This is a genomic window from Mycobacterium sp. SMC-17 (assembly GCF_045310915.1).
GTDB lineage: Bacteria > Actinomycetota > Actinomycetes > Mycobacteriales > Mycobacteriaceae > Mycobacterium.
This window is the reverse complement of sequence record NZ_JBJIAK010000023.1, coordinates 50,299-63,497: the sequence shown is the minus strand read 5'-3', so window position 1 is coordinate 63,497 and position 13,199 is coordinate 50,299. Positions and strand designations below refer to the sequence as shown.

The window sequence follows — 13,199 nt, the reverse complement described above, 5'->3', positions numbered from 1 at the left end:
GTGGCTTGGATACTTGAGGTGTGGAGCAATTCGGACGGGTGCGGCTGACCAACCCCGACAAGGTGCTCTATCCGGCGACCGGCACCACCAAGGCCGACGTTTTCGACTATTACCTCGCCGTCGCCGGCGCGATGTTGCCGCACATCGCGGGCCGTCCCGTCACCCGTAAACGGTGGCCCAATGGTGTTGCGCAGCAGCCGTTCTTCGAGAAGCAGCTGGCGTCGTCGGCGCCGGAGTGGCTGGAGCGCGGCGCCATCACGCATCGCAGCGGAACCACCGTCTATCCGATCATCGACACGCCCGAGGGGCTGGCCTGGATCGCCCAACAGGCGTCGTTGGAAGTGCATGTGCCGCAATGGCGCTTTGTCGGTGGGGGCGGCGGGCCGGGCGAGGCCCCGGCGCCCGGGCCCGCGACACGCATCGTGTTCGACCTGGATCCGGGCGAGGGTGTCACGATGGCGCAGTTGTGCGAGGTGGCGCGTGCCGTCCGCGAACTCGTCGCCGGCATGGATCTGGAGGCCCATCCGGTGACCAGCGGCAGTAAGGGTTTACACCTGTATGTGCCGCTGGCCTCGCCCGTCAGCTCCCGCGGTGCGTCGGCTGTCGCCAAACGTGTTGCCCAGCAACTCGAATCGTCGATGGGTGGGCTGGTCACCGCGACCATGACCCGCAGTCTGCGGGCCGGCAAGGTGTTCCTGGACTGGAGCCAGAACTCCGCGGCCAAGACGACGGTGGCCCCGTACTCGTTGCGCGGCCGCGACGAGCCGACGGTGGCCGCGCCGCGCACCTGGGAGGAACTCGACGATCCCGAGTTACGCCAGCTGCGGTTCGACGAGGTGCTGGCCCGCCTGGCCGGCGACGGCGATCTGCTCGCGGACATGGACGGCGACGCGCCGGTGGCCGACCGGCTCACCACCTACCGCAGCATGCGGGACCCCGGTCGCACGCCGGAGCCGGTGCCCGCGGCCCCGCCCGCATCGGGTCTCAACAACCGCTTCGTCATCCAAGAACACCACGCCCGCCGGCTGCACTACGACTTCCGGCTCGAACGCGACGGCGTGCTGGTCAGTTGGGCTGTCCCGAAGAACCTTCCGGACACCTCGACCGTCAACCACCTGGCGGTGCACACCGAAGACCACCCGCTGGAGTACGCCACCTTCGAAGGCGACATCCCCAAGGGCGAATACGGCGGCGGGCACGTCACGATCTGGGATTCGGGCACCTACGACACCGAAAAGTTCCGGGACCCAGGCGAAAACGGCGAGGTCATCGTCAACCTCCACGGCAGCCGGGTCTCCGGGCGCTACGTGCTGATCCAGACCGAAGGTAAGAACTGGCTGGTGCGCCGGATGAAAGAGCAACGGCTGCAACCCATGCTGGCCACGCACGGCTCGGTGGGCCGGCTGTCTCCGGACCACTGGGCCTTCGAAGGAAAGTGGGACGGCTACCGGCTCCTGGTCGACGCCGACCACGGCCGAATTCGGCTGACCGCTCGCAGCGGCCGTGACGTCACGGGAGAATTCCCGCAACTGCAGTCGTTGGCAGCCGATCTCGCCGACCACCACGTGATCCTCGACGGCGAGGTGGTGGCGTTGCAGGACGGTGTGCCGAGCTTCCAGGCCATGCAGAACCGCGGTTCCGGCAGCCACATCGAATTCTGGTGTTTCGACATCCTGTCCCTCGACGGACGCGACCTGACCCGCGCGAAGTACCGGGACCGGCGAAAGTTGTTGGAAACCCTGGCCTCTGACGGCGCGCTGACGGTACCGCCACTGCTGCCGGCGGATGACCCCCTGAAGTTCGCCGATGAGCGCGGCTACGAAGGGGTGGTGGCGAAGAAATGGGATTCGGGCTACCGGCCGGGGCGGTCGGAGGCCTGGGTGAAGGACAAGTTCTGGCGCACACAGGAAGTGGTGATCGGCGGCTGGCGGGCCGGGGAGGGCGGCCGCACCAGCGGTATCGGGGCGCTGCTGATCGGAGTTCCCGAAAACGACGGCCTGCAGTTCGTCGGCCGCGTCGGTACCGGGTTCACCGACAAGATGCTGGCTGATCTGAAGGCGATGCTCAAGCCGCTCGAGACCCGCGAATCACCTTTTACCGCACCGCTTTCCACCGTGGATGCCAAAGGCGTGACCTACGTGCGGCCCGAGCTCGTGGGCGAGGTGCGCTACAGCGAGCGCACCTCGGACAATCGGCTGCGTCAGCCCAGTTGGCGTGGCCTACGCCCCGACAAGACGCCGGGGGAGGTCACCTGGGAGTGATTTGTGCACGATTTTCCGCGGCAGGCGCGGATTTTCGTGCACAAATCACGGCAGGCAGAGTGCGGCGGCGACGGCCTCTTCCAGCCCGCGCGTCGCCAGCTGATCGGCCAACTCGTTGTCGGTGATGCCGGAGTGCCCCTTCACCCAGAACCACTCGACCTGGTGCCGGGCGCAGGCCGCCTGCAGCCGCTGCCACAGATCGACGTTCTTCACGGGCTGCTTCGACGCCGTCATCCAGCCGTTGCGCTCCCAGCCGTACACCCACTTGGTGATGCCGTTGCGGACGTAGGTGCTGTCGGTGTGCAGGTGCACCACGACGGGCCGCGTCAACGCCTCGAGCGCCATGATCGGCGCCATCAGCTCCATGCGGTTGTTGCTGGTTTCACCGGCCTCACCGCCGAACATTTCGCGCACGTGATGGCGCATGCGCAGCACCGCACCCCAGCCGCCGGGGCCGGGGTTGGGGCGGCAGCCGCCGTCGGTGTGGATCACCACGACGTCATCGGTAGCGGAGTCGCTCATCGGCTGAGAATAGGTGCCGAGATCATCGCCGTGCGGACCGACATCCCGAATTCGTGATGCCGCAGCGTGGTGATCCGGCGTCCGGGTTGTACCGCCGGTTTGACGGGCGCGGTGCGGTCACCGAAGGAGGCGGCGGTGGCGTCGATGTCGTCGACGACGTAGGTCAGACCCCACAACGTAGACGGGCCGTCGCCCGTGGCGCCGGGCGACCCGACGACCTCGAGGATCACCTCGCCCAGCCGGAAGAAGATCTGCCGCATCGGCCGGCCGCCCAGTTCGCCGTCCCGTTCGCGGCGCGGATGGACGTCGACGGCCGCCAGCGCCGCGACGGTCCGTTTCAGATCGGGTGACAGCAGCACGACGTGGTCGACCGATACGGCGCCGTTGGGGTGCTCGGCGGGTATCGGCGGCGGCGTGTCCGAGCTGGTGGTGGGGATGCCGTCGAGCGGCTGGTCGGACGGCACGCCGCGCAGTGCCCATCCGACGATGCCCGTGCCGCGTTCACGTCCGACCAACCGGATACGGACGCCGCCGACCCGGCATACGCCGTCCGGGTCGACGGTGAAGCCGGCCGCGGTCCACGCGTCGGCGGGGTCGGCGACCTCGAACTCATCGACGGTGACGGTCATTGCCCGGCCTCGTCGACCGTCACCCGGAGTCGCGGCGGTTTCGTATCCGGCGCCACCCGTGCCCACACCGCGTCGACCATGGGCGCCAACAGTAGTTCGCCCATCTGCCGGGCGAGCACGGCGACGACCTGGGTGTTCTCGCGGCGCGTGGTCGAGGCGCGACCGGTCTTGCGGGCCGCGCGGACCTCGCGTTGCGTGAGGTCGACGATGACGTCGACCAGGTGGCTGTCGGCGACGTTCGGTTGCAGCAGGGCCCGGCGCACGTAGTCGACCACCGCCGGATTGGCCCGCAGCATGTCGCGGACGGCGGCGTCGCGCACGGCGGTGGAGGCGTCTTCGGGCACCTCGGCCAGGGCGCCCGCGAAGTAGTCGACCACCAGCTGGTCCACCGCGTTCCGCAGGCCGGCCTTGGTCTTGAAGTGGTGCTGCACCAGGCCGACCGCGACGCCGGCTTCGGCGGCAATGGCGCGCAACGAGATTCGGTCTTCGCCGTGTTTGGCGTACAGGTCCAGCGCGGTGTTTCGGATGCGCGCTTTGGCTGTCAGGTCGTCGACAGTTGCCCTCGGATCAACCATCAGACCTCCCATCGGCAACCGGATCAATGTACTGTACACATGAACAGGGGCCTATACAGTTGTATAGCGCGCAGAATTTAGCGAGGTGGACCAATGTCAGAGCTCTTCCCGAAGTACCGGGCCAGCTGGGAGACCGACCAGCACCGCGAGCTGCGTCAGCACGCGGCGGCGTTCCTGGCCAAGGAGGCCACGCCCAACCAGGAGCGGTGGGCCAAGAACCGCCAGGTCGACCGCGAGTTCTGGAACAAGCTCGGCGACGCCGGCCTGCTCGGCCTGGACCTGCCAGAGGAGTACGGCGGCGCGGGCGGTGACTTCGGGTTCTCGGCCGTGGTGGCCGAAGAGTTTGCGCTGGCCCATGATTCGGCCTCCGGCTGGTCGGTGCACTCGCCGATCGTGGCGCACTACATCGACACCTACGGCAACGCGGAGCAGAAGGCCCGCTGGATGCCGAAGATCATCAGTGGCGAGACGGTGCTGGCCATCGCGATGACCGAGCCGGGCACCGGTTCGGACCTGCAGGCCGTCCGCACCACCGCCATCCGCGATGGCGACCACTACGTCATCAACGGCTCAAAGACCTTCATCTCCAACGGATCTCTGTGTGACATGGTGGTGATCGTCGCCAAGACCGATCCCACGCAGGGTGCGGCCGGGGTGTCGCTGATCGTCGCCGAGGTCAACGACCTGCCGGGCTTCGAGCGCGGCCGGGTGCTGGAGAAGGTCGGTCAGCACGGCCAGGACACCCGCGAGCTGTTCTTCACCGACATGCGCGTGCCGGTCACCAACCTGCTCGGTGAGCAGGAAGGCCTGGGCTTCTACCAGCTGATGTCGCAGCTGGCCCGCGAGCGGCTCGTCATCGGATCGATCTGCGCCGGCATGGCCGAGGCCGCGGTGCTGGAGGCCATCAAGTACACCAAGCAGCGCGAGGCCTTCGGCAAACCGCTGATCAACTTCCAGCACAACCGATTCCAGCTCGCCGAGCTCAAGGCCGAGGTGCTGTCGATCAAGACCACGGTGGACTACTGCGTGCAGTCGCTGATCGACGGCGACAACGATCCGGCGATCGCGTCCATGGGCAAGCTGATCGCCGCCGACCGGGCCGTGGCCGTCGTCGACCGCTGTGTGCAGTTCTTCGGCGGGTACGGCTACATGATGGAGTATCCGATCGGCCGGGCGTATGCCGCGGCACGCGTCAACAAGATCTACGGCGGCACAAGCGAAATCATGAAGGAGATCATCAGCCGCACGCTGTGATCCAGCCAGCGAGCCGGGGCACTTCCCGCTCGCGAACTGGGGGCACCTCCCGCTGGGGGACTGCTCGCCAGACTTGGCGATCCGTGGCAAGGTGATTACATGAGTGCCTCGGATGAGTACAGCGTCGACGATGAGGATCAGCTGACCCAGGAGGACATGCTGATCGACCGCGGTGTCGATGACCTGCTGGACGAGGGCTACTCGCCGCCGGACAAGTGGCGCGAGCCCCGGGATGACGAGACCCTCGACGAACTGCTCGCCGAGGAAGAGCCGGACCCGGCGCTGCAACTTGACGAGGGTGACGATCCCGACGAGCAGTGGGGCGAAGACGAGGTCGGTGACCAGCGGTCCGGCCGGCTCGTGGCCGGCGAGCAGGACGGCGAGCTGCTCGCGGGGGACGTCGGCATCGACGGGAGCGCGGCCTCCGCCGAGGAGGCCGCGGTCCACGTCATCGACGAGTAGTCGCGCTCAGACCTTGGCGATGACGTTCTCGGCGAACATCTCCAGGTGCTTGATCTTCTCGTCGAGCGGCTGGGTGTCCTCGCCCATGATGTAGGGCACGCGGAAGCCGACGATGACGTCGGTGACGCCCTTGTCCTCGAGGCGCTTCACGCCGTCGACGGTGAAGCCGTCGATCGAGATGACGTGGATCTGGAACTCGTCGCACAGCCCGATGCGCTCTTCGGATTCGCGGTACTGCGCGAGCTTCTTGAGCAGCGGGTCGAGCTCGGCGGGATCGCCGCCGCCGTGCATCCAGCCGTCGTTGCGGGCGGCGCGCTTGAGTGCGGCGTCGGCGTGGCCACCGACCAGGATCGGCACCGGCTTGGTCGGCGCCGGCGTCATCTTGGTCTTGGGGATGTCGTAGAACTCGCCGTGGTACTCGAAGTAGTCGCCCTGCGTCAGGCCGCGGATGACGTCGATGCACTCGTCCATGCGCTTGCCGCGGCGGGCGAACGGCACACCCATGACCTCGTAGTCCTCCGGCCACGGGCTGGTGCCCACGCCCAGGCCCAGGCGGTTGTCGAACATCGCGGCCAGCGAGCCGGCCTGCTTGGCCACCAGCGCCGGCGGCCGGATGGGCAGCTTCAGCACGAAGATGTTGAAGTGCAGCTTGGTCGTGACCGCGGAGAGGGCGCCGATCAGGGCGAACGACTCGATGAACGACTTGCCGTCGAGGAACTCGCGGCTGCCGTCGGCGGTGTACGGGTAGGTCGAGTCGGACTCGAAGGGGTACGCGATGCTGTCCGGGATGGTCATCGCGTGGTAGCCGGCCTCGTCCGCCGCCTTGGCCAGCGGGATGTAGTAGGACGGGTCGGTCATCGCTTCGGCGTAGGTGAACCTCATGAAGCGATACTAGAACGTGTTCTAGTTTCATGGGCCGGGTACGGCCCATTCAGTGGTCGTCAGTTCAGCGGGAAGGGCGGCAACCCCGTGCCGCTGATGGCGTAGCCGCCCTGCTGGCTGCGCTCGGTGACGCGCGCCGTCGCGGTACGTTCACCCACGGTCACGGTGACGGCAGTGCGCGGCAGCTCGTCGAGCGTCTCGAAAACCGTTCCCCGCCAGTGGTACTGGCCGTCGATCGGATCGAGGTGCCCGGCCAGCCGGACCCGGACGTCGCGGCCGTCGATCGTGGCGGGTCCGTCGTACAGGTCTTCGGCCTCCGCAATTTCCGCCCGCGCGGCAGGCGCCACGGGACCGCCCGGCAGGAATCCGCTCCGCCGCCACAACCGCCGCGCGATGGGGCCGAGGAGTCCAACCTCCTCCAGGAACGACGCGAGCGGCGCGAACCCGGCGATCTGCGTCTCGATCCGGTGCGGCGAGGTCCGCGCCATCCGGCGCGCGGCGCGCGCGTCCAATCCGACGCGGCGGTACTGCACCTTGTTGGTGAACAGGAACCGGAAGAACAGGCCGCCCACGCCGTTGAGGTTACCGATCCAGAAGCGCTTGGCCCACGACATCTCCGGCGCCCGCTTGCGCAGGCCGTCGCGGGCGAACTGGATGTGCCGGGCCTCCTCGGTGACGTGAATTCGCATGAGCCGCTGCACCATCGGCTGCAGCTCGGGATCGTCCATCATCTGCCGCTGCAGTGAATCGAAAATCTCCTCGCCGATCAGCGCCGCCACCCACAGCACCGAGCCCTGGAACGCGAACGGCAGCATGTTGATGATGGTGCGCTGGTACCACTTGGGGCGTACCGGGTCGGCGCCCACCTTCTCGATGGCCTTGCCGAACATCACCATGTGGCGGGTCTCGTCGCCGAGTTCGGTCAGCTCGTAGTGGGTGGCACTCGCCGTCGGGTCCTGATGCATCGCCTTGCGCAGCAGGGCCTGGTTGAGGATGTTCTCGAACCAGATGCCCGCCGACAGGGTGTTCACCAGTTCCTGGCGTGACAGCTCGATCTGCTCGGCCCGGCTCATCGACTCCCAGAGCGGGGTGCCGTACAGCGACACCACTTTCGGCGGCAGGAAGTACTTGTCCGGGTCGATCGGCGCGTCCCAGTCGATGTCGACGATCGGCGCGTAAGACTTGCGTACCGAGCCTTTGAGCAGGCGTTCGGCGAATTCCGCGCGCGTCGTCTGGCCTTTGACCGAAGCTGTCATCGTTGACATCCCTTCGAAAGTGTCCGTAATCCGAAGCTACGTCCGATACCAGAGGTAGTCAATACCTGCGGTACTGGATAAAACTGCGGCCGCCTCAGGCCGCTAGCCTTCGCGGATGCGCACAATCCACGTCATCGGTATCGGCGCCGGCGACCCGGAGTACGTCACCGCCCAAGCCATCGCGGCGCTCAACGACACGCAGGTGTTCTTCGCGATGGACAAAGGCGACACCAAGGACGATCTCGTCGCGCTGCGCCGGCTGATCTGCGAGCGCTTCATCGAAGACCCCGGCTACCGGTTCGTGGCACTGCCCGATCCCAAGCGGGCCAAAGATCGCGAGTACCACGAGGCCGTCGCCGAATGGCATGCCGCGCGGGCCCGGCTGTGGGCGCAGGCCATCGAGACCGAACTGCGGCCGGATGGCGTGGGCGCCTTTTTGGCGTGGGGCGACCCGTCGCTCTACGACAGCACGCTGCGCATCCTGGACCGCGTCGCCGAACACGTCGAGTTCGAGTTCGACGTCATCCCCGGCATCACCGCCATCCAGGCGCTCACCGCTCGACATCGCATCCCGCTCAACGACATTGGCGAGCCGGTGCTCATCACGACGGGGCGTCAGCTGCGTGAGCACGGGCTGGCGGGGGCCGCGGTGGTGATGCTCGACGGCGAGTGCTCGTTCCTGGAATGCCCACCGCAGACGCGGATTTGGTGGGGCGCCTACCTCGGCACCCCGGACGAGATGCTGATCGCCGGGACCGTCGGCGAGGTCGGGGAACGCATCGCGCGGGAGCGGGCCGACGCCCGGGCGCGGCACGGCTGGATCATGGACACCTACCTGCTGCGGGCAGAATCGACAGCATGAAATCGCTGCTGGTTCGTGCTGGGTTGACCGGCCTGGCGTTGTGGTTGGTCACGCGCATGGTGTCGGGGATCTATTTCGTCTTCCCGGTGGGCGCCACTCAACTCGGGCGAGTCGGCATCATCCTGGTGGTGGCGTTCGTCTTCGGGTTGGTCAACGCCATCATCAAGCCGATCGTGCAGCTGTTCGCGATCCCGCTCTACATCCTCACGCTCGGCCTCATCCACATCGTCATCAACGCCTGGATGCTGTGGATCACCTCGTGGATCACCGAGAACACCACCCACTGGGGCCTGGGGATCGACCAGTTCTGGTTCACGGCGATCTGGGCGGCGATCCTGCTGTCAATCGTCGGCTGGGCGCTGGGTCTGGTGCAGCGCGCCATCGAGAGCTAGGGATTTGTGCACGTTTTTCCGCGCCGACCGCGGAAAAACGTGCACAAATCCCTACGTCAGGGACGCCCGGATCGCGTGTAACTCGTTGGCGCCGAACGCCGGTGGCTCGGTGATCTCGGCTGCCGGCCGTCCGGTGCGCACCGCGTCGGCCAGATCGCCGAGCGTCGCGGTCAGTCGCTGGGCGTCGGCGGGGGTGAACGGTGCTTCGGACTGCTCCGTGGCCCATGCAGTGGCGAGTGTGCGGTAGGCCAGTTGCTCGGTTGCGACGATGATCGGCCAAAGTCGTTCTGCCGCAACCCGACTGCGGCTCGATCCGCCGATGGCGGTGTCGTACACCGGAAGCATGGCCATCGCCCGTACCTGCAGATCGCGACGGTCGTTGCGGGCCTGATCGGTGGTCACCTGACCTGCGGCCAGATGTCCGACCACGACCGCGACCGCATCCAGCGTGGCCGCGATCGACTCGGCGGGGCGCGCCGCGGGATGGCCGCGCCGCGTCACCCACAACACCAGAAGTGCCACCGCGCAACCGATCACGGTGTCGATACCGCGGGCGAGCAGCATGGCGGGCACGTCGGCGATGTGGTGTCCGCCCGACGCGATGGTCAAGGCCGCGGGCGTGATGAAGATGACCGCGACGGTGTAGTTACGCACCACGAACATCTCGATGACGAACTGCAACGTACCGACGATCAGGGCCAGCCACGGTCCACCCGGTGCCGCGATCAAGATGCCCCCGGCCAGCACCAGGCCGAGCCACGTGCCCAGGGTGCGTTCGAGGCCGCGTTGCACCGTGCGCCGCCAGTCGAAGCCCTGGTGCAGCATCAGCACTGCCGCCGCCATCGCCCAGTACGCGTGGTCCATGTTCAGGCCGACGGTGACGGTTCCGGCGATCGCGACGGCGACCGCGGTGCGCAGGGCCGCGGTCAGCGGGGGAGCCCCCGGCGTCATCGCCCGGCGCAGCAGCGTCGCGACGGACGGCCGCCCGAGCGGGATCAGGCCCGCGAAACTGCCGCCGATGTCGTCGGGCACCGTGCCCAGTTGCCGGGCCAGTGCGGCGCTGTCGACGGACAGCGGCCGGCCGTGATCGGCGGCAGCCATGGCCTCGGCGAACAGTACATGTAGTCGGCGGTTCGTCATCCGCAGTCGATACAGGGTGTCGTCAGGCTTGGGGTGCACCGGCTGGAACGTGACGAGCGTGATCCACGCTTCGTGCAAGAGTTGAGCGGCGCGGTGCCGCGCATCGGGCGAAGACGTTTCGATGTAGGTGGCCACCGCTTCGGCGGCACCGGCCACCGCAGCGCGCTCGGGCCCGCGGGGGCGGACCAGTACGCCGGCCATGTGCACCACCCAGGCGAACGCGCCGCCGGCCAGTACCAGCGCACCCAGCCGCCAGGGACTCAGGTGCTCGGCCGCGATCCCGACCGCCGCCGCGCACGCCAGCACTGGCATGTAGGCGCCGGGCGGTCCGACCGACAGGGCCTGGCAGATCAGTACGGCGGCCATCGCGATGACGCTCACCACGAGAACCGCCGACCACGGGGTTGCCGCCGCCCAGTCGCCGAGCGCCACGACCACCGCGAACGAGACCGCGATGGCGCCGAGATACATCGCACGGTTGAGATACGGCCGTCCGCTGCCGTACAGCGAGGTGAAACCACCGATGGTGGCGACCAGCCCGGCCGGCACGTCTCCTGCCGCCCACCCGGCGAGAATCGGCACCACCATGCAGATCGACGCCCGCAGTGCGAACGGCCAGCGACGCGGCACGCTGTTGATGACCAGCATGCGTCGCAGCGGATTGGTGGCCGGGGCGGGCGCCGAGCGGTCTGCCATGTGTACAGCATGCGGTACATCCAGTCGCTAGCCTGAACCCATGCCGGAACTTCCCGAGGTCGAGGCGCTCGCCGATCACCTGCGTCGTCATGCGGTCGGACTGCCGGTGGGCCGCGTCGACGTCTCCGCCCTGTCGGTGCTCAAAACCTTCGACCCGCCGCCGACGGCGTTGTACGGCAAGGAGGTGACGGGCGCCAACCGCTGGGGCAAGTACCTGGGGCTGCAGGTCGGCGACCTGCACCTGATCACCCACCTGTCACGGGCGGGCTGGCTGCGCTGGTCGGAGAAGCTGGCGGCCGCGCCGCTGAAACCGGGCAAGGGCCCGATCGCGCTGCGGGTGCATCTCGGAAAGCCGGGTGAGGCACCGGGTTTCGACCTCACCGAGGCGGGGACCCAGAAGCGGCTGGCGGTCTGGCTCGTGAACGATCCATTGGCCGTGCCGCAGATCGCCACGCTGGGTCCGGACGCGCTATCGCTCGGGCCGGCGGAGTTGGCAGCGGTGCTGGCCGGCAACACCGGCCGGATCAAGAACGTCATCACCGATCAGCGCGTGATCGCCGGGATCGGCAACGCCTACAGCGACGAAATTCTGCATGTGGCCAAACTTTCGCCGTTCGCGACCGCGGGCAAGCTGACGCCCGAACAACTGAGTGCGCTGCACGACGCGATGATCTCGGTGCTCACCGATGCGGTGACCCGATCGGTCGGGCAGGGGGCGGCAACCCTCAAGGGGGAGAAGCGCTCTGGGCTCCGGGTCCATGCCCGAACCGGGCTGCCGTGCCCGGTCTGCGGTGACACCGTCCGGGAAGTGTCCTTCGCGGACAAGTCTTTTCAGTACTGCGCGACGTGCCAGACCGGCGGCAAGGTGCTGGCCGACCGGCGGATGTCGAAACTGCTCAAGTGATTCAGTTGCAGTAGTTCTTGGTCGCCGCCACCAGTGCCTGCTGGTACAGCGGGTCGAGGTGCCGTTGCTCGGTGACTTGTGTTCGAGCGGCGTCCACCGCACCCGGGCATCCAGGGCCGTGCAGGACACTCTGGTGTGCCGCCAGCTCGGCGACCATGGTGCGGTTGAAACCGTCTATCGCCGTGCGTGATTCGGACAGATCCGGGGCGGTGGTGGGAGCCGCGGCCGGATCGAACTTCCACTGGCTGAACCGCAGGTACTCGATGCCCTCGGTGGCGTGAATCTGATCGGTGAACACCTGCCGCACGAACACCGGGTCGACGCCGGACGCGGTGGCCTGGGCGCCGACCGCATTCAGCACCTGCTGCACCCGTGCGGGATCCTCGATCGAGCCGCCGCTGATCCACTTGACGGCGGCCACCGGATCGGCGGTCTGCAGCCGCTGGGCGGCGGTGTCAACCAGCCGGAACAGCTGATCGTCGTCGGCGTGGGCGAGCGGCAGCCACGTCATGCCCATGGCGGCAATCAACAGGGCGGCGAGCTTCATCCTTCGATCCTGCACCATGCAACCTTTCTTGACAGGTGTCGAGTTGGTTACGCTGCAGGCATGACTCGGCAGAAGATCCTCATCACCGGCGCGAGCTCGGGCCTGGGCGCCGGTATGGCCCGGCAGTTCGCCGCCAAGGGCCGCGACCTCGCGCTGTGCGCTCGCCGGCTGGACAACCTGGAAGAACTGAAGGCCGAACTGACGGCGCAGTACCCCGGGGTGACGGTGGCCATCGCGGCGCTGGACGTCAACGACCACGACCAGGTGCCCAAGGTGTTCGAGGAGCTGTCCGACCAACTCGGCGGTATCGACTGCGTCATCGTCAACGCCGGCATCGGCAACGGCTACCCGCTGGGCGGTGGCAAGCTGTGGGCCAACAAGGCAACCATCGAGACGAATCTCGTTGCGGCGCTGGTGCAGATCGAAACGGCACTGGAGATGTTCAAGGCCGCGGGCCGCGGCCATCTGGTCCTGGTGTCGTCGGTGCTCGGCAATGTCGGGGTGCCCGGGTTCAAGGCCGCGTATGCGGCGAGCAAGGCCGGCGTCACGTCGTTGGGTGAGTCGCTGCGTGCCGAGTACCCGTCCGGACCCATCAAGGTCACGGTCCTCGAGCCCGGCTACATCGAGTCGGAGATGACCGCGAAAGCCGGCTCCACGATGCTCATGGTCGACAACGAGACCGGCGTGAAGGCCATGGTCGACGCAATCGAGAAGGAGAAGGGCCGCGCCGTCGTCCCCGGCTGGCCGTGGTGGCCGCTGGTCGAGGTGATGAAGCTGGTGCCGCCGCGGTTCACCAAGTACTTCGCCTGACGCCCTC

The 13,199-nt window shown here is 67.6% G+C and carries 14 protein-coding genes and 1 pseudogene; 8 read left to right on the top strand and 7 right to left on the bottom strand.

Going from position 1 to position 13,199, the window contains the following annotated elements; genetic code table 11:
* Window positions 1-20 precede the first annotated feature (20 nt).
* Window positions 21-2,261: a non-homologous end-joining DNA ligase gene (ligD, locus tag ACJH7A_RS16465; protein ID WP_406802358.1), complete on the top strand. Its 2,241-nt coding sequence runs from the start codon at window positions 21-23 to the stop codon at window positions 2,259-2,261.
* Window positions 2,262-2,306: 45 nt separating this feature from the next.
* On the opposite strand, the gene rnhA is transcribed toward ligD, so the two are convergent.
* From rnhA to ACJH7A_RS16450, 3 genes are read right to left on the bottom strand one after another with little or no spacing between them, the layout of a single operon-like run.
* On the bottom strand, window positions 2,307-2,783 hold the full coding sequence (gene rnhA, locus ACJH7A_RS16460; protein WP_212813016.1) for a ribonuclease HI: 477 nt from the start codon (window positions 2,781-2,783) through the stop codon (window positions 2,307-2,309).
* Window positions 2,780-3,412, bottom strand: coding sequence for a VOC family protein (locus tag ACJH7A_RS16455; RefSeq protein WP_212813014.1), 633 nt, complete (start codon window positions 3,410-3,412; stop codon window positions 2,780-2,782). The genes rnhA and ACJH7A_RS16455 overlap by 4 nt, the downstream gene beginning before the upstream one ends.
* Entirely contained in the window at window positions 3,409-3,987 is a 579-nt protein-coding gene (locus tag ACJH7A_RS16450; RefSeq protein WP_020099003.1) for a TetR/AcrR family transcriptional regulator, read from the bottom strand. Before ACJH7A_RS16450 ends, ACJH7A_RS16455 begins: the two co-directional genes overlap by 4 nt.
* 93 nt (window positions 3,988-4,080) lie before the next feature.
* On the opposite strand from ACJH7A_RS16450, the gene ACJH7A_RS16445 reads away from it, so the two are divergent.
* Window positions 4,081-5,241, top strand: a complete 1,161-nt coding sequence (locus ACJH7A_RS16445; RefSeq protein ID WP_212813013.1) for an acyl-CoA dehydrogenase family protein — start codon at window positions 4,081-4,083, stop codon at window positions 5,239-5,241.
* Between the two features lie 99 nt (window positions 5,242-5,340).
* The gene (locus ACJH7A_RS16440) at window positions 5,341-5,703 is read left to right on the top strand and encodes a DUF5709 domain-containing protein (protein ID WP_212813011.1); all 363 of its coding nucleotides are present in this window, start codon (window positions 5,341-5,343) and stop codon (window positions 5,701-5,703) included.
* 6 nt (window positions 5,704-5,709) lie between these two features.
* On the opposite strand, the gene ACJH7A_RS16435 is transcribed toward ACJH7A_RS16440, so the two are convergent.
* Window positions 5,710-6,585 (bottom strand): LLM class flavin-dependent oxidoreductase, encoded by an 876-nt coding sequence (locus ACJH7A_RS16435; RefSeq protein WP_318987168.1) that lies wholly within the window; start codon window positions 6,583-6,585, stop codon window positions 5,710-5,712.
* Window positions 6,586-6,644: 59 nt separating this feature from the next.
* Entirely contained in the window at window positions 6,645-7,841 is a 1,197-nt protein-coding gene (locus ACJH7A_RS16430) for a diiron oxygenase (protein WP_406802357.1), read from the bottom strand.
* A gap of 115 nt (window positions 7,842-7,956) precedes the next feature.
* Between ACJH7A_RS16430 and cobF the strand changes: the two genes are divergently transcribed.
* Together cobF and ACJH7A_RS16420 are read left to right on the top strand one after the other, a co-directional pair.
* Window positions 7,957-8,703, top strand: a complete 747-nt coding sequence (gene cobF, locus ACJH7A_RS16425; RefSeq protein WP_406802356.1) for a precorrin-6A synthase (deacetylating) — start codon at window positions 7,957-7,959, stop codon at window positions 8,701-8,703.
* Complete coding sequence (locus tag ACJH7A_RS16420) at window positions 8,700-9,095, top strand: phage holin family protein (protein WP_406802355.1); 396 nt, start codon at window positions 8,700-8,702, stop codon at window positions 9,093-9,095. The genes cobF and ACJH7A_RS16420 overlap by 4 nt, the downstream gene beginning before the upstream one ends.
* A gap of 51 nt (window positions 9,096-9,146) precedes the next feature.
* On the opposite strand, the gene ACJH7A_RS16415 is transcribed toward ACJH7A_RS16420, so the two are convergent.
* Window positions 9,147-10,931, bottom strand: a complete 1,785-nt coding sequence (locus ACJH7A_RS16415) for an FUSC family protein (RefSeq protein WP_406802354.1) — start codon at window positions 10,929-10,931, stop codon at window positions 9,147-9,149.
* A 40-nt stretch (window positions 10,932-10,971) separates the two neighbouring features.
* Here ACJH7A_RS16415 and ACJH7A_RS16410 point away from each other — a divergent pair.
* Both ACJH7A_RS16410 and ACJH7A_RS16405 read left to right on the top strand, forming a co-directional pair.
* A pseudogene (locus ACJH7A_RS16410) lies at window positions 10,972-11,214 on the top strand (DNA-formamidopyrimidine glycosylase family protein); the annotation flags it as partial.
* 147 nt (window positions 11,215-11,361) lie between these two features.
* On the top strand, window positions 11,362-11,835 hold the full coding sequence (locus ACJH7A_RS16405) for a zinc finger domain-containing protein (RefSeq protein WP_346416179.1): 474 nt from the start codon (window positions 11,362-11,364) through the stop codon (window positions 11,833-11,835).
* Between the two features lies 1 nt (window position 11,836).
* Here ACJH7A_RS16405 and ACJH7A_RS16400 read toward each other — a convergent pair whose 3' ends face one another.
* On the bottom strand, window positions 11,837-12,382 hold the full coding sequence (locus tag ACJH7A_RS16400; RefSeq protein ID WP_406784709.1) for a chorismate mutase: 546 nt from the start codon (window positions 12,380-12,382) through the stop codon (window positions 11,837-11,839).
* Between the two features lie 60 nt (window positions 12,383-12,442).
* Between ACJH7A_RS16400 and ACJH7A_RS16395 the strand changes: the two genes are divergently transcribed.
* Window positions 12,443-13,192 (top strand): SDR family oxidoreductase, encoded by a 750-nt coding sequence (locus tag ACJH7A_RS16395; protein ID WP_406802353.1) that lies wholly within the window; start codon window positions 12,443-12,445, stop codon window positions 13,190-13,192.
* Window positions 13,193-13,199: the final 7 nt, after the last annotated feature.

Coding starts and splice junctions, on each gene's coding strand:
- rnhA (WP_212813016.1), bottom strand. CDS start 2,783: ATGAGCGACTCCGCTACCGATGACGTCGTGGTGATCCACACCGACGGC.
- ACJH7A_RS16455 (WP_212813014.1), bottom strand. CDS start 3,412: ATGACCGTCACCGTCGATGAGTTCGAGGTCGCCGACCCCGCCGACGCG.
- ACJH7A_RS16450 (WP_020099003.1), bottom strand. CDS start 3,987: ATGGTTGATCCGAGGGCAACTGTCGACGACCTGACAGCCAAAGCGCGC.
- ACJH7A_RS16445 (WP_212813013.1), top strand. CDS start 4,081: ATGTCAGAGCTCTTCCCGAAGTACCGGGCCAGCTGGGAGACCGACCAG.
- ACJH7A_RS16440 (WP_212813011.1), top strand. CDS start 5,341: ATGAGTGCCTCGGATGAGTACAGCGTCGACGATGAGGATCAGCTGACC.
- ACJH7A_RS16435 (WP_318987168.1), bottom strand. CDS start 6,585: ATGAGGTTCACCTACGCCGAAGCGATGACCGACCCGTCCTACTACATC.
- ACJH7A_RS16430 (WP_406802357.1), bottom strand. CDS start 7,841: ATGACAGCTTCGGTCAAAGGCCAGACGACGCGCGCGGAATTCGCCGAA.
- cobF (WP_406802356.1), top strand. CDS start 7,957: ATGCGCACAATCCACGTCATCGGTATCGGCGCCGGCGACCCGGAGTAC.
- ACJH7A_RS16420 (WP_406802355.1), top strand. CDS start 8,700: ATGAAATCGCTGCTGGTTCGTGCTGGGTTGACCGGCCTGGCGTTGTGG.
- ACJH7A_RS16415 (WP_406802354.1), bottom strand. CDS start 10,931: ATGGCAGACCGCTCGGCGCCCGCCCCGGCCACCAATCCGCTGCGACGC.
- ACJH7A_RS16400 (WP_406784709.1), bottom strand. CDS start 12,382: ATGAAGCTCGCCGCCCTGTTGATTGCCGCCATGGGCATGACGTGGCTG.
- ACJH7A_RS16395 (WP_406802353.1), top strand. CDS start 12,443: ATGACTCGGCAGAAGATCCTCATCACCGGCGCGAGCTCGGGCCTGGGC.